Here is a 21,571-nt window from a genome sequence, read left to right as displayed (position 1 = left end):
ATGCCGTTGCGTTCCCCGCTGATCCTGGACCTGGACGGTGGCGTGCTGCCGCTGCCCCAGGCACAGACCCTGGCCCTGCCGCAGTGGCATGACCCGCTGCGCTTTGCCTGCAGCAATGCCACCCTGGACCGTTTCGCCGCTGACGTGCTGGCACCACTGCCGGCCCAGCTCGGAACCGTCATGCTCGGCAGTGGCGACTTCCACCACCTCAGCCTGCCACTGTTGCGCCGCATGCGCGGGCAGGCCCCGTTCCAACTGGTGGTGCTGGACAACCATCCGGACAACATGCGGTTCCCGCTCGGCATGCACTGCGGCTCGTGGGTGAACGCCGCCAGCAAGCTGCCGCAGATCTCGCACGTCCATGTGCTCGGCATCACTTCCAGCGATATCGGCCTCGGTCATGCCTGGGAGAACCACTGGCGACCGCTGATGGGTGGACGCCTGACGTACTGGTGCATGGACGTGGATGTGGGCTGGGGCCACCGCCTCGGCATGGGCCGTGCGTTCCGACGCTTCGAGCACCCGGAAGCACTGGTCGCCGCGTTCGCCGCCGAGCAGGCCGCATCCCCACAGCCGACCTACCTGTCGATCGACAAGGATGTATTCGCCGAGGACGTTGCGCGCAGCAACTGGGACCAGGGCCGCTTCCAGCTGGAACACGCACTGGTGGTGATCGAAGCACTGCGCGCCGGTGGCCTGGTCGGCAGTGACATCACCGGCGAAGTTTCGCTGGCCAACTACCAGAGCCGCTTCAAGCGCTGGCTGTCGTCGCTGGATGGCCAGCCGGACGTCAGCGCCGATGATCTTCCTGCCTGGCAGGCCCGGCACCAGCAGGTGAACCGCGAACTGCTGGCGGCAATCGCCGCCGCTCCGACGGCCTGCTGACCGCGTCGGCAATGCCGGGCGTTGGCCGGCGTGGCTTCGGTAGTGCCGGCCGCTGGCCGGCAACCTCATTGTTCCCGGGCTCACGGGAATGCCGGCCAGCGGCCGGCACTACACTGGGTTCCCGCCCCGGAGCCCTCGCCATGCCCCAGACCGTCATCCCGCAACTGCGCATGCGCCATGCCGATACCACCCTGCCGTTCTACGTGCAGGGGCTGGGTTTCGTGGTCGACTGGGAACACCGCTTCGAAGCCGGTTTGCCGTTGTTCGCCCAGCTCACCCGCGATGGCCAGACGATCTTCCTCACCGAGCACAGCGGTGACTGCGAGGTCGGCGGCGCGGTGTACTTCATCGTCGACGACGTCGACAGCCTGTACCGCGCCTTCAGCGCCGCCAACGTGCCGATCGAGCAGCCACCGCATGACACCGACTGGGGCAGCCGCGAGATGCTGCTGCGCGACCCCGACGGCAACCGCCTGCGTTTTGCCACCCACCTGGACTGAACAATGCGGACTTGAGGCATATATACGAAACATATATGCTTCGTATATCCACTCCGCCAGGACCGCCCATGGGCATCGTCAACATCGATGACACCCTGCACGACCAGCTGCGCCGTGCCTGCACTGTCTCCAGCCGTTCGATCAACGCCCAGGCCAACTTCTGGATCCGGGTCGGCATGCTGTGCGAAATGAATCCCACGCTGAGCTTCCAGGACATCGTCGCCAGCGAACTGCGGGCTGCCGGCGTGCAGCCGCCGCTGCTGGCACCGGGACAGGTCTGAGCAGATGGCGATCATCAAGCGCCCCGACGAGATCGCGCTGATGGCCGAATCCGGGCGCCTGCTTGCGCAGGTGTTCGCCGCGCTCGACCGGCTGCCGCTGCAGGGCCGCAGCACGATGGAGATCAACGATTTCGTCGAACGCATGATCGTTGACGAGCTGCAGGCGCGGCCGGCCAGCAAGGGCCAGTACGGCTTCCCGTACGTGCTCAACGCCTCGATCGACAACGTGATCTGCCACGGCGTGCCCAGCACCACCGACGTGCTGCGTAACGGCCAGATCGTCAACCTCGACATCACCCTGGAGAAGAACGGCTACATCGCCGACTCCAGCACCACCTACCTGGTGGGCGAGGTCGACTACGCCGCGCGCAGGCTGGTGCAGACCACCTACCAGGCGATGTGGGAAGGCATCGCCGCGGTGCGCCCCGGCGCGCGCCTGGGCGACATCGGCCACGCCATCGCCCGCTACGCGCGCAGCCACGGCTACACCGTGGTGAAGGAATACTGCGGCCATGGCATCGGCCAGGAAATGCACGAGGAACCGCAGATCCTGCACTACGGCCATCCCAACACCGGCCTGGTGCTGGAAGAAGGCATGGTGTTCACCATCGAGCCGATGCTCAACCAGGGCAGGCCGGCCATCCGCCAGCAGCCGGACCAATGGCCGGTCTACACCCGCGACGGCAAGCTGTCTGCCCAGTTCGAGCACACCGTGGCGGTTACCCGCAGCGGCGTGCGCGTATTGACCCTGCGCCCCGGCGAAACGCCATTGTGCGCGGTGGATGCGGGCTAGAGCGGACGCAACAGAAGCAGCGTTGCCAGGCAGAACATGAAGATCGCGACGCCCCCATCCAGCACCCGCCAGGCGTCCGGCCTGCGGAACACCGGCTGCAACAGGCGCGCGCCATAGCCCAGCGTGCAGAACCAGGCCACGCTGGCGGCGCACGCACCGGCGGCGAACGCCCAGCGCAGGTCACCGGGGTAGCGCGTGGACAGGCTGCCCAGCAGCACCACCGTATCCAGATAGACGTGCGGGTTGAGCAGGGTGAAGGCCAGGCAGGTCAGCAGCACCTGCCGTCCGCTGCCGCCCTGCGCCTCGGCGGCGGCCAGCGCACTGCCACCGCGCCATGCGCGCAGCCCCGCCTGCAGGCCATACCAGAGCAGGAAGGCCGCGCCACCGAAGCGCAGCCCCTGCAGCAGCAGCGGCCACTGCAGCACCAGCGCGCCCATGCCGCCCACGCCCGCCAGGATCAGCACGATGTCCGCGCCGGCGCAGGCCAGCACCACCTTCCCCACATGGCGCTGCTGCAGGCCCTGGCGCAGCACGAAGGCGTTCTGCGCACCGATGGCGATGATCAGGCCGGCACCTGCGAACAGGCCGGCGGCGGCAGCGGCGATCCACATCAGGACAAGCCAGGCAGCGAAGGGATGCGCAGGGTGCGGCCAACGGCCGGTTAAGACAATCTGGTTTTTCTTTATCCTGTGCAGAAAAACTGAAGGGGCACCGGCATGGATCTGGTACATCCACAATTGGCCGCATTCGCTGCGGTGCTGGAAGAAGGCAGCTTCGAGGCTGCGGCACGCCGCCTGTCGATCAGCCCGTCGGCACTGTCGCAACGGATCAAGGCCCTGGAGGACAGGCTCGGGCAGGTGTTGCTGGTTCGCCAGGCACCGTGCCGCCCCACCGCCGCGGGTGAAGCGCTGCTGCGCCGGGTACGGCCGATGCAGGCGCTGGAAGCCGAGGCGCTGGCCGAGCTGCTGCCCGAGCGTGGCAGTGACACCGCGCGCACGCCGATCCCCCTGGCAGTCAACGACGACTCGCTTGATACCTGGTTCGTGCCCGCCATCGCAGACCTGCACCAGCGCCACGGCTACCTGTTCGACCTGCGCATGGACGACCAGGACCACACCCTGCAGTTGCTGCGCGATGGCAGCGTGCTCGGCGCAGTGACCGCCGAAAGCCAGCCGGTGAAGGGCTGCAACGTGCACCCGCTCGGCGCCATGCGTTACCACGCGATCGCTTCGCCCGGCTTCGCCCGCCAGTACTTCAACGATGGCATGCAGGCCGCGGCCCTGGCGCGCGCACCGATGCTGGTGTTCAACCGCAAGGATGAGCTGCAATGGCGCTTCGTGCGGCGCCTGACCCGCGCGCGACTGCAGCCGCCGCTACACTACCTGCCCTCTTCCACCGGTTTCGTCGAAGCTGCCGCGTGCGGACTCGGTTGGGGCATGGCCCCGGAAACCCTGGTCGCGCCCGCCGTGCGCGCCGGCCGCGTGGTGGTACTGGAACCCCGCCGCTGGCTGGATGTGCCGCTGTACTGGCAACATGCCGCCGTGCGCTCAAGCACGCTGCAGCACATCACCCAGGCGCTGCGCACTGCGGCCAGCGGCACCCTTCGTTGAGGACAATCCGATGACCGCAGACTCGGGCTTCACGCCGCGCGCACTACCGTTTGCGCACTTCTTTACCACTGGGACGGCATGGGCGTGATCGGCCGACGTACAAGGATGCACCGCGCGAAGGCCGCGCTGGCGCTGGTGCTGGCGACATGCCTGCCAACCGCTGCGTCCGCGCAGAACAGCAACGACGCCCCCGCATTGGACTGGGAACAGGCACGCCAACGCCTGGAGCAGGTCTCCGATGCGCTGGCAGCCGCTGATGCAGCGGTACGCAACAAGCAGGACCTGCAGGACGCCACGCGCCTGCTGCGCCTGCCGGAGATCACCGGCGAAGTACGCCGCCTGCAGTTCCAGAAGACCCTGACCCTGCCACTGGGTTCGCTGGCGCCCGTGGCTGAAGCCTTCGGTATCGATTCGCCGCTGTCGTTCACCGAGCGCGACTGGCGTACACGCCCGGTAGTGACCGCGGTGCTGCCGCTGTACACCGGCGGCGTGATCCCGGCCGCGCAACGTGCGGCCAGCGCCGCCCATGAGCAGGCCAACGCCGAGCGCGAGGCACAGCGCCAATCATTGACCGTGCAGCTGGCCCAGGCCTACTTCGGCCAGCGCCTGGCCGAGCAGGCGGTGGACGTGCGCCGCGACGTACGCGACGGCCTCAACCGCCACCTGTCCGATGCAGAAAAGCTGGAGCGCGAGGGCTTCGCCACCCGCGCCCAGCGCCTGCAGGCCACCGTGGCCCGCGACAAGGCCGAGCGCGAATACCAGAAGACGGTGAACGATCTGGCTACGCTGAAGGCCGCGCTGGCCACGCTGCTGCGCAGTGGTGGCGAGGTGCAGCCGGTGTCGCCGCTGTTCGTGCAGCGCGTGCCGATGGAACCGGTGGCCAGCTTCGAGCGCACGGCGCAGGCGCGCCAGCCGCAGATCGCGCGCTTGCGCGCGATGGTGGCGCAGGCCGAACAGGGCGTGCGCGTGCAGCAGGCCAAGCTGAAGCCGCAGATCTTCGCCTTCGGCCAGTACGACTTCCGTCGCCGCGACGAGATGCTGACCGACCCGGACTGGGCGTTCGGCATCGGCCTGAAGTACACCTTCCTGTCGCCGAACTCGCGGCCGGCGCAGATCAGCGCCGCGCGTGCGCAGCAGGACCAGGCCGAAGCGGGCCTGCGCGAGGCCGAGAACCAGGTCGCACTGGGCGTGCGCAAGGCCTGGAACGAACTTGAGACCGCGCGCCAGCAGTTCGTGCTGCTCGACAGCAGCATCGCCCAGGCACAGGAAAACCTGCGCCTGCAGGAGCTGGCATTCCGCGAAGGCCAGGCCACCTCGCTGGATGTGATCGATGCGCGGCTCGGCCTGGGCGGCGCCCGTGTCGAGCGCGCACAGGCCGCCTACCAATACGACATTGCGCTGGCACAGTTGCTGGAGATCAGTGGACAGATGGACCGTTTCGAAGAATTCCGGCGGCGTGCGGACGAGGTGATGGACCATGAGTGATGTGCTGCACGACGATGCGACGACGCCCCCCGGCAAGCGACGGCTGGGACCGATCCTGCTGGTGGTCCTGCTGGTCGCGGTGGTGCTCGGCCTGTGGCTGGCCTGGCGCAGCCCGGCCGACCAGATCCAGGGCATGGCCGATGCGGACACGATCAACGTGGCCGCCAAGATCACCGCGCGCGTGGCCGAGCTGAAGGTGCGCGAGGGCGATCGCGTGCAGCCCGGGCAGGTGCTGTTCCTGCTCGACAGTCCCGAAGTGGCCGCCAAGGAACAACAGGCGCACGGCGCATTGGCCGCTGCGCAGGCGGTGGCCGACAAGGCCGATGAAGGCGCGCGCAGCGAAGACATCCGTGCCGCCGAAGCGAACTGGAAGCGGGCCGAAGCCGGCGCGACGCTGGCCGAAGCGACCTACCAGCGCGTGCAGAACCTGTTCAACGAAGGGGTGATGACCCGGCAGAAGCGCGATGAAGCGCATGCCCAGGCCACCAGTTCGCGCGAACTGGCCCGCGCCGCCCGCGCGCAGTACGACATGGCATTGGCCGGCGCCCGCGAGCAGGACAAGCGCGCCGCGCAGGGCCAGGTACAGCAGGCGCAGGGCGCGGTGGCCGAGGTCAACGCCGCGCGAGCAGAAGTGGAAGGACGTGCGCCGGTGGCGGGCGAGATCAACAAGCGCATGGCCGATCCGGGCGAGCTGGTGCCGGCCGGCTATCCGGTGTTCACCCTGGTCGACATCGACCGCATGTGGGTGGCGATGAACCTGCGCGAATCGCAGATGCAGGGCCTGAAGGTCGGCAGCAAACTGCAGGGCAGCGTGCCGGCGCTGCGCCTGGATGGTGAGTTCGAGGTCTACTTCATCAATCCGGCCGGCGACTACGCAACCTGGCGTACCACCCGCCAGTCGTCCGGCTATGACGTCCGCAGCTTCGAGGTGCGGGTGCGCCCGGTACGCCGCATCGAGGGCTTCCGCCCCGGCATGAGCGTGCTGTTCGCATGGCCCCAGCACTGAGCCCGGACCGCAACGGCTTCGCCGCTTCGTGGCGGCGCGAGCTGCAGTCGCTGCGCAGCAACCGTGCCGACCTGCTGCTGGTCACCTTGCTGCCACTACTGATGCTGGTAGTGATGGCATGGATGTTCACGCCGTCGGTGATGCGCGATATCCCGATTGCTGTGGTCGACCTTGACCACAGCAGTGACAGCCGCCTGCTGCTGCGCATGCTCGACGCAAGTCCCGGCGTACGCGTCGCCAGCCAGCCAGCGGACCTGGAGGAGGCACGTTCGCAGCTGCGCAGCCTGGACGTGTTCGCCATCGTGCTGGTGCCGCGCGATGTCACCCGGCAGGCGCTGCGTGGGCGCCAGGGCAAGGTGTTCGCCTATTACAACGCCACCTACATGACCACCGGCCAGTCCGCGTCGCGCGACATCGGCGACGCGGTTTCCGCATGGAACGCACGCCTGCTGCGCGAGCGCATCGGCCTGCAGGTTGGCCCGGGCAAGCTGCGCGCGGCGCCGATCGCGGTGCAGTCGGACATCCTCTACAACCCGGCGCGCAGCTACGAATTGTTCCTGCTGCCACTGATCTTCCCGGCGGTGCTGTCACTGGTACTGGCACTTGCGGTGGCCGGCAGCCTCGGCCGCGAGATCCGCGATGGCACCCTGCCCGCCTGGCTGGCTCGCACGCCGTGGTCGGCGATCGCCGGCAAGGTCGCGCCGTACCTCCTGCTGTTCTCGCTGTATGGCGCGCTCGGTATCGGCTACCTGGCCTGGCTGCGCGGCGATGGTGTGGCCGGCAGCGTGCTCCTGCTGCTGCTCGCACAGCCCCTGTTCTACCTGGCCACGGCCGCCTACGCGTTGTTCTTCGTCGGCGTCACCCGCGACATGGGTACCGCGCTGTCCGCGGTGGGTCTGAGCATCGGCACCGCACTGGCGTTTTCCAGTGCCACCTTCCCGGTGCTGGACGGGCCGTTGTTTACCCGCGTCTGGCACCAGCTGCTGCCATTGAGCGCCTACATCAAGCTGCAGACCCAGCAGCAGTTCATCGGCTCGCCGCTGCAGGTTTCGGCATGGCCGCTGGCTACGCTGCTGTTGATGACGGTGGTGGCCGGTGGCATCGGCGGCCTGCGCCTGATCGCCTTTGCACGCACGCCTGCCGCCGCACAATCCGCAGGGGCCGACGCATGAGCATGCTCTGGCGCAGCCTGCGGCAGACCCTGATGGCGGTGCTGTGCGACCGCTACGCGATCGTGGTGATGGTCGGTGCGGTGATCCTGTATTCGTTCTTCTATCCAGCCGCCTACCGGCACCAGGTGGCCGGCAACCTGCCGGTGCTGGTGGTGGACGAAGACCATAGCGCGACCAGCCGCGAGCTGCTGCGCAAGCTCGACGCACTGCGCGTTGCGCGCGTGGTCGGGCAACCGGCGGACGTCGACAGCGCACGCCAGCAGCTCGAAGCCGGCCACGCCGAAGGCATCGTCGTGATCCCGGCCAACCTGGAACGCGACATCCTGAGCGGCCATCCGGCCAAGCTGGTATTGCTTGGCAACGGTGCCTACCTGGGCCGTGCCAGCTGGGTGCTGGGCAGCGTGGCCGATGCACTGGGCGCATTCGGGCGCGACGCCGTGGTCGGCCAGGCCGCCTTCATGGGCGCGCCACAGGCACCGCCGGTCACCCTGGTACAGCGCCCGCTGTACAACACCCAGGAAGGCTATGGCAGCGCCATCGTGCCCGGCGTGGCCGAGCTGATCGTGCACCAGACGCTGTTGATGGGCATCGGCGTTCTCCTCGGCGGCCGCCGCCTCGCGCTCGGCCGGCGCCTGCGCTTCGACCTCCCGACCCTGGCCGGCATGGCGATGGGCTTCGGCCTGATCGGCCTGTTCGGTTTGTTCTGGTATGCCGGGTTCACCGCCTGGGTGCAGGACTATCCACGAGGAGGCAACCCGCTGGGCCAGCTGCTGGGCGGCACCTTGTTCATCGCCGCGACGGTGGCGTTCGGCCTGTTCATCGGCAGCTTCTTCCGTACCCGCGAACGCGCCTTCCAGTACATCATCGCCACCTCGATCCCGCTGTTTTTCCTCGCCAACCTGTCGTGGCCGGCGGTGATGACGCCGCAACCGCTGGTCTGGCTGGCACAGCTGCTGCCGACCACCTCGGGCATCAACCTGATGGTGCGCCTGAACCAGATGGACGCCCGCCTGGCCGACATCAGCCACGAACTGATCACCCTCACCGTCCTGCTGCTGCTCTACGGCAGCCTCGCCACCTGGCGCCTCCTCGCAAAAAAGGGGACGGAGGGGATTAAGTCGTAACCGGCCGGTTTGGGAGATTGCGACTTAATCCCCTCCGTCCCCTTTTCCTGCAACGAAGAACGCCGGCGCGGGGCCGGCGTTCAAGTACTGCGATGTGGAAGGGGAAAACTGGGGCTGTCGGCGATCGATCAGCGATAGACGCGTTCGCAGCGGCGCTCGACCACGCGGTCGCCATTCTTCTGCTGGCTGTTGCCCTGGATCTGGCGACCGGCCGCGCCACCGGCAACAGCACCGGCCACGGTAGCGAGCTTCTTGCCATTGCCGCCGCCCACCTGGTTGCCCAGCAGGCCGCCGATCACCGCGCCGGTGGCCGTACCGGCGATGCGGTTCGGATCGCGCGAGTTGCGCTGCACTTCCACGTTCTTGCAGACCACGCGGCTGCCGTCGTTGAACTTGCGTCCCTCATCGCGCGGCCCATACGTCTGCGCGCCGGCCACCGACGAAGCCGCCAGCAGGGTGCCCAGCACAAGCAATCGGGTCGAGGTCTTCATGGCCATCTCCTGAGTTCCGGTATGGCGCAAGTGTCCTCCCGCGGTTGGCAACCCAAGGTGAAATGCGCGTGTCCGCCACCTCATCGGCCATCGCGCGTTCAGGAAGAAAATCCGCGCCCATCACGATCAGCCATCGTGATGGGCGCCGTCTCCCTACCGGCGTGCCACGTTCTAGAACTCTTCCCAACCACCGGCATTGGCCGCCAGTGTCGGTTCGATGCGGGGTGAAAGCGCAGCGGGCCGGCGTACCGGGGTGACCGTCGCAGCTACCGCTGCCAATGCGGGGCGTACCACCGCCGCTGCCGTCGCCGCACCCGTGCGGAACACCGAAACCGCCTCAGCCAGCAGGTTGGCCTGCTCTTCCATCGAGCGTGCCGCTGCACTGGCCTCTTCCACCAGCGCCGCATTCTGCTGCGTGGTCTCATCCATCTGCACCACAGCCTGGTTCACCTGCTCGATGCCCGAGCTCTGCTCCTGCGATGCGGCGGAGATATCAGCCATGATGTCGGTCACGCGCTGCACCGACGCCACGATCTCTCCCATCGTGGTGCCTGCCTGGCGGACCAGCGCCGATCCATCGGCGACCTTGCCGACCGAATCCTCGATCAGGCCCTTGATCTCCTTGGCCGCTCCGGCCGAGCGCTGTGCCAGCGTGCGCACCTCACTGGCCACCACCGCAAAGCCCCTGCCCTGCTCGCCGGCACGCGCGGCCTCCACCGCCGCGTTCAAGGCCAGGATGTTGGTCTGGAAGGCGATGCCGTCGATGACACTGATGATCTCGGCGATCTTCTTCGACGAGGCTTCGATGGCCGACATCGTGGTGACCACCTGGCCGACCACCTCGCCGCCCTGCGAGGCGACACCGTGCGCGCCGATGGCGAGCTGATTGGCCTGGCGTGCATGCTCGGCGTTCTGCTTCACGGTGGAGGTCAGTTCCTCCATCGATGCTGCGGTCTCTTCCAGGTTTGCCGCCTGCTGTTCGGTACGCCGCGACAGATCGGTGTTGCCCGAGGCAATCTCGCCTGCTGCCAGGTTGATGCTGGACGCACTGGACTGGATGCGGCCGACAATCTGCTTGAGCTGATCGACGGTGGCATTGCAGTCATCTCGCATGCGGGCGAACACGCCGTGGAAATCACCTTGCATGCGTACGGTGAGGTCACCGCGCGAAATCGCCTGCAGCAGCGTCGACACCTGCACCAGGTTCTCGTCGGTGGTCTGCATCAGGCGATTGAGTCCAGCCACCATGTCGCGGAAATCGTAGGCGAAGCGATCTTCATCGCCGCGCAGGCTGAAGTCGCCCGCCGCCGCGGCCGTCGCCAGCCGGCGGATCTCGCAGTTGATCGCCGACAGGCTGGTCTTGGTCTCGTCCATTGCCTGGGTGATCGCCGCCTTCTCGCCCGGCAGCGGATCCATGTCCACCGACAGGTCGCCACGGGCGTAATGCTTCATCACTTCGATCAGCCGGTTCTGCACCTGCACATGCGAGCCGACCAGCGCATTGGTCTCGTGCACCATGCGCCCGTAGTCGCCGGGGAAGGCAGCCTCGTCCATGCGATAGCTGAGGCTGCCGGCATCGTGCTGGCGGGCCAGCTCGCCCTGCGCCGCCATCACCGACTGCAACTGCGCCTGCATGCGCTGCATCGACCTGAGCAGCTGCGTCACCTCATCGTTGCCGGACGCGTCGATGCTGTTGTCCAGCCGCCCGTTGGCGATGCCGTCGGCCAGCTTCACCGCACCTTCCAGCGGGCGGGTCAGGCTGCGGGTGATGGCCCACGCGGCCAGCGAGCCCAGTATCAGGCTCAGCACGCCGAACACGATCGACAGCGTGCCGGTCCAGGATTCGGTTGAACGGTATTCCTCGCGGCTGCGCGCGGTCAGTGTCTCCTGATGCCGCAGCAGGGTCGAGATCGTCTCATTCCATGCGGCAGCCAGGCCGTGCTCGGCGAGCAGTTCCTTGGCCGCACCGTCGAAATCACCGGCCTTCATGCGCTCGTGCAGATGCTGGGTGGAGGCGTCGGTGGCCTTGCGTGCCGCGTCGATCTTCGCCACCAGGGCATCACCGGTGGCATCGCGTGGAATCTTGATGTACTTGGCCCAGATACCGTCGTAGGTCTGCGACAGCTCCTGCGCCTTCTGATAATCCTTGTCGAAATCCTCACCGCGCTTGATCACCATCAGCCGGCGATGCATCAGCACCGCGTTGTTGGTATCCAGCATCTCGTTCAACAGCCGCATCTTCACCATATTTACGTCCACCACTTTCGAGAACTGGGCAGACTTCAGATGGTTTCCGTACAGCGCCAGGCCGACGATGGCCACGATGAACAGCAGCAGCAAACCGAACCCGGCACCCAGCCGGGATCCCACACGGAGGTTGCGTAAGGCGAGCATCTCAATTCCCTTGATCATGGCCGTACGATCGATGGCGGCGCAGGCAGGGGAAACTTTATGGGTCGATATTATTATATCGATCTAAAACTCTGGAACTGTGCAGACAGGTGTGAAATAGGACGACTCACAAGGGCTTTCTATCCATAAGGTATATCGCCACGGATAGCGAGATGGGATCAGACAGGGACCTGCCAGCCCGTTGCGCGGCATTACGGGGTAGCTGGCCCCGGGAAGACCAGATCCTTCCCGAGCCTTGCCGCATAGACGCTCTCGAGCTGGAAGGAGAGTACAAACCGGAACCCGCACGCCGCAGCGTAACGCTTGATGAAGTGGCATATTTCCTCCCAGGCACGTTCAAACCCGGTCGCCTGGAAATGAAACGAGCCGAGCAGGCCCACCCGCCACTCGGCTTCAATCCCTTCCGCCACGACAGCTTCCGGCGGGTCGACGATGCTGAATCCGAAGCCCGTGTTGGAGGCTGGAAGATACCCATGCAGACCGTCAGTACCGTCGGAGTACTCGGCCTGGATCGAATCCAGAGCGTGCACCACGGCAGCCAGGTCGGCACCGGCTTCGACTTCGAGAAACAGCGAAATGCTCATTACCTGCGCAGGCCGATGAGGGTATGCCTGTTGAAGAACCGCATCTTCCCCTCGATCGTGAAGTCCGTGCGCCTGATCTCGCCCAGCATCATCTCGCGCTGCTCCTCGCTCAACGTGCAGGGCTCCAGAACATTGGCCTCCAGCACTCGCCCCGGGGGCGCCAGTCGCAGCTCGACAATGCAGGCATTGCCCTCGATGGGAACACCTGCTGGCCACGCCGTCATTGCGATCGCACGCATTTGCTCCTGGTACTCCACCTGCTCCGCTTCCTCTATCTGCGGGTCCGGCAGATCCGGCGGGTTCGCCGCCACGTGCAGAGCAGACTGCGTGGGCGTTGGCTCTGATATCGAACCAACGATCAGTTTGATCAGGGTGTTCTGTGAGGCCGTTACCGCCAAGGCGATCACCAGAGCGGTGTAGCTGACACCACCAGCCTTCTGCAGCTCAAGGTGCCGCCGATGTGCCCCGCGATGCTCAGCATCAACCTTGCGGACAATCCTTCGGCAATGCGCTAGGTACAGCGGATTCGCCAGGATTCCTGCAAGTACGCGAAACACCACGAAGGAGAGCAAGGACAACCATGGCAGCCCCAGCAGCACGAAGGTGGTCATCAGCAACGGCGAAAGGATGAACCAGATTGTGCCCCACGCATGCATGCGCCGGAAGAAGAACCAGAGTGACGAGAACAGGAACGCCGGCCAGTTCCATCGCCTTGGCGCCCTGCCGCTTGCTTCGTAGAGCCTCCAGTGATGGAGATAGGTGCGGAACCTGTCACCTACCACGATCGCCAGTGCTTCCTTCTCGCTCAACCCATCTGAGGCTGCATCTGTGCGCTGTACTGCTCCACCGTCGGCGCCACCGAAGGTGGGTTCAATCCTTGCTGTCATTATCTTCTATCCAAACTCGACACGAAATCACTCAAGACCACTTCCAAAGCGGCATCCCGGCCACTGCCCCCCTGCCTGCATTCAAGGGCAATGCAGCGATGCATGATGATTTAATCACTGCGCCCCGACAGAAATCCAACGCACCAGTCAAACAGAAGACCTCATCCGTTGGAGCACACACTCAAATCAGGTCCAGACGTCTCCCTCAGGCGCGATCCAAACCAGTCCAAACGGAGCATCTGTAAGAAACCAAAATCCGTCCTCATCGAGATCTTCCTGATCTCTTGTACTAGGCCAGGCACGACGCAGAACACCCAATTGCGCATCGATATCGCCATCGGCAAAGACGCCGTCCGAGGCAAGCTTCAGCCTTCCTTCCTCCATCAGCATCCTAAGCATCGAAAAGAACTCTTCCGTTTGCTGCTCAAAAGTAACCCCACCCCCATCAAACTCCATATTCATATTTCTCCACAGAACCCCCATGGAGTATCCATAAGAGTAATGAAGAACATTCCTGATCGCATCAGACATCATTTGAACTTGATCTCCACAATTCTATTGGCGGCAGCCGCCGTCGCCTGCCTGTCTATCAGCAACGTGCTTGCATCAGCAATGCCTTCACCGCGCGCTGCGCTGGTATCGATGTTGACGCCCAGCTCAGCCGCCAACATCTGTTTGCCGTCGATGGTGAGGTGCGATCGATTTGGACTGGAATGCTACGTCCAATGCTCACGGCCATCTGCGCCAATCCAAACCAAGCCCGCCGGAGCATCGATCAAGAACCAAAGGCCGAATCCATCAATATCATCTTCGCCAGGACTCTCAGGCCATGCCTTTGAGATGAACAACAATTGTTCCCGCCAGTCACCCTCCAAGGTCCTCCCGTCCGATGCGAGTTTTACTTTCCGCTCTCTCAGCAAACGCCCCATCAACTCGAAGAACGCGTCCCTCCTTCCAGAAATCCCAACATCCCCCATCTCCATCGTCATGTGCTGCCAGACGGCACCAAGAGACAACCCAAACGAAGAATTCATCACTGCAGAATAGACTTCATCCCTCATTCTAGCCTCACCCCTACTTGCCCCCATTACCTATCGACTTGTCCCGCACATCAGTCGCCCAACTCGCACCAGATTGCGCTCGCCTGATCCCCTGCGTGGAAGTTGTTCTCAAACAAGTTCCTGGCAATCCTCACATTCAACACGGTCCCCGCCAGATCCTGCCCGACAACCCACCCGCCAGCGCTCCCACCGCTTTAGAGAGCGCCAGAACCGCCTCCGTTTGAATCATCGAACAGTCCAAGCTCTCCGGGCCACGAACCCATACTTGTACGAAACAGCCGCATTCACAAACGCCTGACACGCAGGGCTCGCCGAGTTCGCTGTACAAACCGAGAGCAGCTCACAGTCCATTCGCTCCGACAGTTGCTTGGCAACGTCACGCACCATCTTTTGGCATGACGTGTCGCTGCCATACTCGTCGAGTTGCCGCTTCATTACTCGAGCTTGATCCTCAGCAAGGAAGTTATTCTCAACCGAGTTCTTGGCAATCCCCGCATTCAACGCGATCCCGGCCAAATCCTACCCTAAAGCACCCAATAAGTTTCTGGCGATGGCACAGGCACAGCGAGCTCGCCAGTAATGCGTAAGCAGACGGCTCATCAGCGATGGCAACAGCGCCAGCCACAGCGCCCGCATCAACGATGCTGCAATCATCAGCAGGGCCGCAGTCTGGATTAGCCATTTCCCAGCTCATTCCGGCACAGCATTGAGCGAACGTACTCAGCCGATCCCGGAGTTCTTTCTATATACTTGAGACATGCCATACCCAGGTATCGACTAAACTCTTCATCACTAACAATCACAACGTCCGGGTCATACTTGAGCCCATATGAAAATTCCACCCCAGAAAAGTGATCATCCACGTCGAAGCTACTATTATCTGGGAATCTACAGTCAACATCATCGGTGCCAAAACCCCAGCCCCTTGATAAACACTCGAGCATCTGAATAAACACTCCCGAAGAATAAATCCAATCAAAGTAAGCAAAAACCACCCAATCAGAATCCCTCTTATCCATCCAAGATCCAAACAACTGATCACTCATACCAACCTCACTTAGGGTGGAAATTTTTAACTACACCGGCATCATCGATGTACACAACGAAAGAGACGCCTCCCGCATTGGACTCATATATCCTCTTCCCCGCAGCAACAGCGTCCTTGTAACCCTTCACAGCAGCTTCCTGGCCGAGCACCAAAACCTTCCTATCTGACATTATAGGATGCGATCATCGGTCGCCGTGGCACCACGCAACGCGGTATCGCCCCCGGCCTTCATCGAGATGTTATTGCGCGCCCCGCATCTTCTGCAGGCGATCATTGGGATTTCGAGCCGCGTCGACGTTGATGATCGGATCGATCAACCGGGACTTCGCCCCCCCACCCGTAGAACCGATCCCACTCAGCTTCACGTAGTACCCAACCCTTGTGAATCACCCTTGCCGCAATCGCCAGTGGTTGAAATCCCCTAAGAGATCAAGCCTAAGGCCTCACGGAGCGGCGATTCCCTTCCAGATCAGACAATGGAACTCCCCAAAGGGCCGCGCGCATCATCAGTGAAAAATCTAGTGTCCAGATCCTGCGCCGGCTCCATCCCTCCAAACACAGTGCGCGCTTCACTTAGCAACTTCAATTGCTGGAAATGCCTATGGAGTATGGGCATGGCCACGGCAACATCCGACCAATCCATCTCGAATGAGAAATCTATACTTACCGTTCTGTCGAATCTAAAGACGCGAATCAGCAACGTAGGAATATGAACGGCGAATTCCAGCCTAAAACCATTGATCTCCTGGATCATGCAAGAACTGCACGGGAAGTCATCGACATTTCCCGCAAGCCAGTCGCCAACCGCTATCGGCTCGCCATCCAGCTCGGTCCGCGAGACGGACTCAGCCGTGCGACCGATCGATTCCAGCACCTAGGACTCGTTGACCCACGGGACGACCTCCATGGCAATCTCAAACGAGTCACTCATCAATAAACCCTCTCCGATTCCGTCAGCGACCGACTGGGTTAAGACCCTCGTCCATGTTTCGGATTCATTTTTCTTCGATCCGCCCCCCAGCAGCACTTAGATCTACGGACTGAAATAGCTACCATCTTCCAGCTTCCAGACAAAACCGCCAGGAACCCAGCCATATCCAGGCTTGGCAACCCAGAACATGTCCGGATCTCAGTCCAACTCAGGCGGTCAAGCCGCCATGAAACGCTCAATCTGCTCATTAACGGCACCGCCCCAAAAACCATTCACATCTTCGAGCCTAGCCCTCCCTTCACTTAAAACAGCACCCGACCCCCATCGGAAGAACTGCCTCCTCTCTTCAAGCGAAAGACCGGGAAGATAGTCAAAACAATTCCACCAGATCACATCAACATCAAGAAGCCCCACACTACCAATAAATCCCCTTACATCAAGACCATCCAACCAATCATTAATCACTTTAACTTAATCTACACTTTCTCAGTCTAACGCTCATTTGGTGAAATTGTATCCACGGTCCACTTCGCGCCAGTGACATTACTCAAGCTAGAACGATTTATTAAGCCCATACTCACACCATCCTTTCTAATGAGATTACTGCAGATACACTCAAAGATGACAGGAATCGCATGCAATCTACAGCTAAGAAATCCCGAAAGACTCAAGCTCCTTCAATGTAATGAATCGAAGCCTTTCACCTCTCAAAGCCGAACCATTCAAGAATTCGCCATAGCCGCATACATCACACTGAAATGCGGGCGTAAAACTGATCAACCCCATATATGCCCGCATATACGCCTCCCCGCAGCGGGAACACACCCTGTCAATCTCGACGGCGACCAACTCCTCCATCAGATCTCTGACAAACTGCGCGACACCGTCATCACTTGCGTTTCTCAACTGGGTCGCACGCGAATGCACGCGCCCAACATCCGCTTCCCCGATCTCCGCGAATGGATATTCATCCAATCGACCATCCATATTCACAATCAAGTCAAAGCCATAGCTTAGGAATGGTTCTCTGCGAACCTCGCCCTCGCATTCCATAACCCATTGGATCAGTGCCTCAACAACACCCCTCGCACCCGAATTATTATTTACGCTCGAAAGACCTGAAATCAGTCTATTCCTCAAAATTCCCGACAAGCGAGCCATTACTCTCCACCCTTTATTGGAAACGTTGTAATCAAGTTTCCCGCCTTATCTGTAAACACTTTGATGACGGAGGTTGGCTGCCCCCCATCCTTCAGTGAAGATATCCCAATCGGCCTTCCAACATCAACAATACGAACGTATTGTCCTCCAGGAATTTCATAGACAGGAGAGCGAACAACAACCGCGCTTTGTAGAACCACCTTGAGCTCATCCGGATTAATACTGAAGATGGATCTATTTCCAGTTGGTGACTTTCCAAAGTGCCCATCTAGAACATGCTGAAAGCCCGCAGAAACCGGAGCCCCTGAGTCGCGCAAAGGCGTTGTTCGTGTCCGTCCGTTGGCCAGATTGACTCGCGAAAGCACTACACCACGCTGAACTGGATTTCCTGGAGCACTGAAACCCCCACCGTCATTGGTTACCTGTAACTTTGGCGGATTGGAATTTTCCGGACGAGAGAAGCCCTTCTCGTACCCAGCCGGCACGGAATTCGTTGTCGACGCCTCATCAGTTGGTCTGAGCGCTCGTGGCCGCGTTACACCAAGACCGCCCGTCTGAGGCAAAAGCCCAGTCCTGTTCACAAATCTCACTGCTCCGATGTTGGCCAAGGCCCCCATCGTCAACGTCAGCGCTCGTCGATTCTCTTCGCTCGCGCCACCCAACGTTGCGGCAATGAACGCGGCACTGGCGATAGCACTTGAAGCTTGAGCGTCATGTACAGCGAAGAAGTTCCTAAGCTGCATTGCTGAGGGAAGCAAGTCTTCGGAACGAGTTATTTCAAGCCCAGACTGCTTCAACGCAGCATCGTACAGGCGCTCGTTTTTCCCTTTGCCACGATAGATTAAATCTTCAAACCACGAATAGTTTGCATCCTTGTATGCCTTCTGGTCAGCCCCCAAACCGACATAGGGTCGCCCATAGGACTGCGACGGGTTGATTCCCTGCAATTCGCCAGGATTCAGAGAACCACTATTGGCGAGGAACTGCTTCTGTAGCTCCGGAAGGTCTAGCGGACCGTTTTGCAGTTCGTAACGATTGATATAAGTCGCGAGATCTGCGGCTTGAACCTCAGTCAGGGTCTCTCCTGCCAACGCCTTCCGGAGCAACCCCGCACTCATCTGGTCCGCAGCATCAAGCAGAACCAGTTCCAAGGATTCCTGTTTATCCAGCCCCCCCTGCCGCTTGGCCTTCTCGCGGAGATGCACCATCCGAGCATGATCGTCATTGCCAAGGAAATTGTTCTCAACCGAATTCTTGGCAATCCCCGCATCCAACGCAATCCCAGCCAGATCCTGCCCTGACAACCCACTCGCCAGTGCTCCCACCGCCTGCGACAACGCCAGCACCATCTCCTTCTGCTCCGGGCTCAGCCTGGAAGGATCTCCCCCGGTCAACGTATTAGTCAGCACCTTCGCGGCCAACTCGCCGCCAGCCGCAGAGACCGCTCCGGTTCCCGCACTGCCACCATTGGCTTCTGCCAGCAGCGCACCCAACACCGCATGCGACAGCAATTGCAGAGTCGCATTGGGATCGCTGCCGTGGTTCGAGTCCAGCTTGCTGCCGATGAAGTAAGCGGCATAGGGCGCCAGCGCATTGGACGCGACCTGACCGGCGCCCTGGCCGCCTACGCCCCCTACCACAGCCGTCGTCACTGCGCTCAGGGCACGACTGTACTCACCGCCATCACCCCACTTCTTCGCATCGTTATAAGCTTGGCTGTTTGCCGTCAGCACCGCATCGCGCTGTTCCGCGCTGAGCGCGTTGAACGCCTTCTTATCATCGGATGACAGGCCATCGTAGTACGCCTGGGTTGCCTTCTTGCTCTGATAGGCTTGAACGTCCCAGGCAATCTGCTGGCTGGTGGCCATCACCGTCCCCGCCGCAGCCGCCATCGCCTGCTGGTCAGCCAGCAACTTGCTCGCGTCCGGCAATGCATCCAGCGCACGATGCGCTCCACTGGCGTCGGTGTTGATGCCCAGCTCGGCCGCCGACGTCTGCTTGCCACCGATGGTGATGTTGCCCTCGGTCAAGGTGGCAAGGGTGGAGCTGCTGTCGCTGCCCTTCTCCATCATCGGCAGGCCCGGAGCACCTCGCGGTGCGGCCGTTCCCGGCTTGGGCGCCCAGCCATCCATCTGCCCGCCCGCACCACCACTGATGCTGCCGGAGCTGGCCGTGTAGTCCATGTGGTTCTGCAGGTCAGTGAACGTCAGCGAGCCCGCAGTCAGTTCACTGTTGCCCGCATGGGTGCTGGCAATCGCACCGCCCACCAGATTCACGTGGCCGGCATCGACGTGGTAGCCGCCGTTGCCGGCAAACAGGCCGCTCTGCTGGCCGACACCCTGATAGCTGCCGCTGGCCTTGCCTGCGCTCGCATACCCGTCGGCATTCCACGCGGTACCGAACGACACCTGCACGCGGCCACCCACCTGGCTGTTCCTGGACATGCTCTCGGCGATGTCCTGCAGCGACTCGATCGTCAGCGTGCCGCCGGTCTTGACGTCGATGCGATCAGCGGTCGCCGTGGCGCCACGCAGCGTGGTATCGCCCTCGGCCTTCATCGAGATGTTCTTGCCGGTCAGCGTGGTGTTCTGCCAGGTCCTGCTCTCGGCATTGGCCTTGCTGCTGCCAACACTCGCTTCGGCGTACACGTACACGCCGGTCTGCGCCCCTACCGAGACGCCCACGCCGACTTCGGCGCCGGCATTGCTGCTCTTGCTGCGGTCGGCCACATGCGCCTTGCCTGCTTCCAGCAGAATGTCGCCGGCCGAATCCAGGCTGAGGGTGTTGCCTGCACTCAGATTGCCCTGCACCACGTGAATGTCGCCCGTCGTGCTGGTGAGGTTGACGTTGCCGCCGCCCTGGATGGAGGAGCCACGCGACACCCTGCTGCTGCCATCGGCACTGCTGTTGGCGGTCTTGAAGCCGATGCCTGCTTCAGCACGGAACAGTTCGCCACTGCCGCCTCGGCCGGACAGCGCCGAGATCGCACTGGCTGCCTGGTACGCGTTGGCGCCCGCTGCCATGCCCTGCATCTTCTGCAGGCGATCATCGGACTGACGGGCCGCGTCCACGTTGTTGATCAGGTCGATCAACGGCGACTTCACCCGCGCGAACACGCCGATCTTCAGGTCCTTGTCGCTCTGCGAGTAGTGACCACTTTCGTCCGCGGTCAGCAACTCGATCTCGGCGGCGGTGATGTTCACGTCCTTGGTCGCCACCACGTTGCTGGCCGTCTGCGTGTACTTGCCCCCGGCGGTCAGGCTCACGCTGCCGCCCAGGCTGCCGATGCTGCTGGCCACCTGTGACACCTGCGCGCTGTCGTCCTGGTGCTGCTCGCGGTGCCAGCCGGAGAACTTCTCGGTATCCGATATCTGTACCGTGCCGATCGCCTTGCTGTCGGACGTATTGGCGTTGCTGACCGTATCCTGCCCGCTGCGCACCAGCAGATCACCGGCGGCACGGATGCTGACGTCCTTCTCGGCGGCGATGTTGGCTGCGGTCAGGCTGATGTTGCCCTCGGTGGTGGCCATGCGCACGCCGCCGCCGACCGACAGCTGCGTGCCGGTGATGGTGTCACTGCTGCCGCTGCCCTGGCTCTGCGAGTTATTGGTACCGAACGGCAGGCCGCTGGTGTTGTTGGCAAAGCCCCAGCCCTTGCCACGGCTGCTGCTGTCGCTGCGCTCGGTGTTGTGGGCCACGTCGAACACGATGTTCTGGGTGGCCAGCAACACGGCGTTGCCCTCGGCAGACATCTGTGTGCCTTGGCTGAGGATTGAGCCGCCGTTGGCAATCAACGTGAGATCGCCGCCTGCAGCCAACTGGCTGACGCGGGCATCACTGGTCGAATGGCTCTGTTCGCTGTTGGTGCGCTGGCTGCCCGCAGTCACCACGGTCGACGTGGTGGCCGCGCGCAGGCCGGAGGCTGCGCCTTATATCCATAAGGTATATCACCACGTGAAGCGAGTGGTATTAGGCTAGGAGCTGCGACCCGGCTATCGGGCATTACGGGGCAGCAAGCCCCGGGAAGACCAGCTCCTTCCCGCGCCTTGCCGCATGGTGCTCTCGAACTGAAAGGAGAGCACAAAGCGTAACCCGCACGTCGCGGCGTAGCACTTGACGAAGCACACAGGACTCCATCGG

The 21,571-nt window shown here is 62.6% G+C and carries 21 protein-coding genes; 9 read left to right on the top strand and 12 right to left on the bottom strand.

Annotation, left to right across the window (positions count from 1 at the left end):
- The 4 genes from PEM_RS04390 (at window position 1) to map (ending at window position 2,459) form a co-directional block, all read left to right on the top strand.
- Entirely contained in the window at window positions 1-885 is an 885-nt protein-coding gene (locus tag PEM_RS04390) for a hypothetical protein (RefSeq protein ID WP_111127953.1), read from the top strand.
- Window positions 886-1,025: 140 nt separating this feature from the next.
- Window positions 1,026-1,385 carry a VOC family protein gene (locus tag PEM_RS04385; protein ID WP_053498166.1) on the top strand — a complete coding sequence of 120 codons (360 nt, stop codon included), beginning with the start codon at window positions 1,026-1,028 and terminating at the stop codon, window positions 1,383-1,385.
- 68 nt (window positions 1,386-1,453) lie between these two features.
- Window positions 1,454-1,666 (top strand): ParD-like family protein, encoded by a 213-nt coding sequence (locus tag PEM_RS04380; RefSeq protein WP_005415768.1) that lies wholly within the window; start codon window positions 1,454-1,456, stop codon window positions 1,664-1,666.
- A 10-nt stretch (window positions 1,667-1,676) separates the two neighbouring features.
- Window positions 1,677-2,459, top strand: coding sequence for a type I methionyl aminopeptidase (gene map, locus PEM_RS04375; protein WP_181453252.1), 783 nt, complete (start codon window positions 1,677-1,679; stop codon window positions 2,457-2,459).
- Here map and PEM_RS04370 read toward each other — a convergent pair.
- The gene (locus PEM_RS04370) at window positions 2,456-3,070 is read right to left on the bottom strand and encodes a LysE/ArgO family amino acid transporter (RefSeq protein WP_111127956.1); all 615 of its coding nucleotides are present in this window, start codon (window positions 3,068-3,070) and stop codon (window positions 2,456-2,458) included. The two genes, map and PEM_RS04370, sit on opposite strands and share 4 nt — an antisense overlap.
- Window positions 3,071-3,175: 105 nt before the next feature.
- On the opposite strand from PEM_RS04370, the gene PEM_RS04365 reads away from it, so the two are divergent.
- From PEM_RS04365 to PEM_RS04345, 5 genes are all read left to right on the top strand, one after another.
- Window positions 3,176-4,069, top strand: coding sequence for a LysR family transcriptional regulator ArgP (locus PEM_RS04365; RefSeq protein ID WP_005415765.1), 894 nt, complete (start codon window positions 3,176-3,178; stop codon window positions 4,067-4,069).
- A 78-nt stretch (window positions 4,070-4,147) separates the two neighbouring features.
- The gene (locus tag PEM_RS04360) at window positions 4,148-5,554 is read left to right on the top strand and encodes a TolC family protein (RefSeq protein ID WP_095377796.1); all 1,407 of its coding nucleotides are present in this window, start codon (window positions 4,148-4,150) and stop codon (window positions 5,552-5,554) included.
- Entirely contained in the window at window positions 5,547-6,560 is a 1,014-nt protein-coding gene (locus tag PEM_RS04355) for an efflux RND transporter periplasmic adaptor subunit (RefSeq protein ID WP_095377795.1), read from the top strand. Before PEM_RS04360 ends, PEM_RS04355 begins: the two co-directional genes overlap by 8 nt.
- Window positions 6,545-7,732: an ABC transporter permease gene (locus PEM_RS04350; RefSeq protein WP_095377794.1), complete on the top strand. Its 1,188-nt coding sequence runs from the start codon at window positions 6,545-6,547 to the stop codon at window positions 7,730-7,732. Before PEM_RS04355 ends, PEM_RS04350 begins: the two co-directional genes overlap by 16 nt.
- Window positions 7,729-8,856 carry an ABC transporter permease gene (locus tag PEM_RS04345; RefSeq protein ID WP_111127958.1) on the top strand — a complete coding sequence of 376 codons (1,128 nt, stop codon included), beginning with the start codon at window positions 7,729-7,731 and terminating at the stop codon, window positions 8,854-8,856. Before PEM_RS04350 ends, PEM_RS04345 begins: the two co-directional genes overlap by 4 nt.
- A gap of 128 nt (window positions 8,857-8,984) precedes the next feature.
- On the opposite strand, the gene PEM_RS04340 is transcribed toward PEM_RS04345, so the two are convergent.
- The 11 genes from PEM_RS04340 to PEM_RS04300 form a co-directional block, all read right to left on the bottom strand.
- Complete coding sequence (locus tag PEM_RS04340; RefSeq protein WP_005415760.1) at window positions 8,985-9,353, bottom strand: glycine zipper 2TM domain-containing protein; 369 nt, start codon at window positions 9,351-9,353, stop codon at window positions 8,985-8,987.
- 165 nt (window positions 9,354-9,518) lie between these two features.
- Window positions 9,519-11,741, bottom strand: coding sequence for a methyl-accepting chemotaxis protein (locus tag PEM_RS04335; protein WP_095377816.1), 2,223 nt, complete (start codon window positions 11,739-11,741; stop codon window positions 9,519-9,521).
- Window positions 11,742-11,950: 209 nt separating this feature from the next.
- Complete coding sequence (locus PEM_RS04330) at window positions 11,951-12,343, bottom strand: hypothetical protein (RefSeq protein WP_095377792.1); 393 nt, start codon at window positions 12,341-12,343, stop codon at window positions 11,951-11,953.
- Entirely contained in the window at window positions 12,343-13,152 is an 810-nt protein-coding gene (locus tag PEM_RS04325; protein WP_240431587.1) for a DUF2628 domain-containing protein, read from the bottom strand. The genes PEM_RS04330 and PEM_RS04325 overlap by 1 nt, the downstream gene beginning before the upstream one ends.
- Window positions 13,153-13,416: 264 nt before the next feature.
- Window positions 13,417-13,761, bottom strand: a complete 345-nt coding sequence (locus PEM_RS04320; protein WP_162911576.1) for a DUF596 domain-containing protein — start codon at window positions 13,759-13,761, stop codon at window positions 13,417-13,419.
- Window positions 13,761-13,901 carry a hypothetical protein gene (locus PEM_RS20220; RefSeq protein ID WP_162911575.1) on the bottom strand — a complete coding sequence of 47 codons (141 nt, stop codon included), beginning with the start codon at window positions 13,899-13,901 and terminating at the stop codon, window positions 13,761-13,763. Before PEM_RS20220 ends, PEM_RS04320 begins: the two co-directional genes overlap by 1 nt.
- Before the next feature lie 45 nt (window positions 13,902-13,946).
- The gene (locus tag PEM_RS04315; RefSeq protein ID WP_162911574.1) at window positions 13,947-14,291 is read right to left on the bottom strand and encodes a DUF596 domain-containing protein; all 345 of its coding nucleotides are present in this window, start codon (window positions 14,289-14,291) and stop codon (window positions 13,947-13,949) included.
- 1,517 nt (window positions 14,292-15,808) lie between these two features.
- Window positions 15,809-16,213, bottom strand: a complete 405-nt coding sequence (locus tag PEM_RS04310) for a hypothetical protein (protein ID WP_065196530.1) — start codon at window positions 16,211-16,213, stop codon at window positions 15,809-15,811.
- A 273-nt stretch (window positions 16,214-16,486) separates the two neighbouring features.
- Window positions 16,487-16,735 carry a hypothetical protein gene (locus tag PEM_RS20210; protein ID WP_134955893.1) on the bottom strand — a complete coding sequence of 83 codons (249 nt, stop codon included), beginning with the start codon at window positions 16,733-16,735 and terminating at the stop codon, window positions 16,487-16,489.
- A 183-nt stretch (window positions 16,736-16,918) separates the two neighbouring features.
- A complete protein-coding gene (locus PEM_RS04305; protein ID WP_155760283.1) occupies window positions 16,919-17,431 on the bottom strand; it encodes a hypothetical protein in 513 nt (170 codons plus the stop codon).
- A complete protein-coding gene (locus PEM_RS04300) occupies window positions 17,431-21,318 on the bottom strand; it encodes a hemagglutinin repeat-containing protein (protein WP_276117500.1) in 3,888 nt (1,295 codons plus the stop codon). Before PEM_RS04300 ends, PEM_RS04305 begins: the two co-directional genes overlap by 1 nt.
- Window positions 21,319-21,571: the final 253 nt, after the last annotated feature.

It is taken from the genome of Stenotrophomonas sp. Pemsol, from assembly GCF_003586545.1.
In the GTDB taxonomy this organism is placed as follows: domain Bacteria; phylum Pseudomonadota; class Gammaproteobacteria; order Xanthomonadales; family Xanthomonadaceae; genus Stenotrophomonas; species Stenotrophomonas sepilia.
Note: the sequence above shows the minus strand (reverse complement) of the source record. Positions and strands in the feature narration are given on the sequence as shown.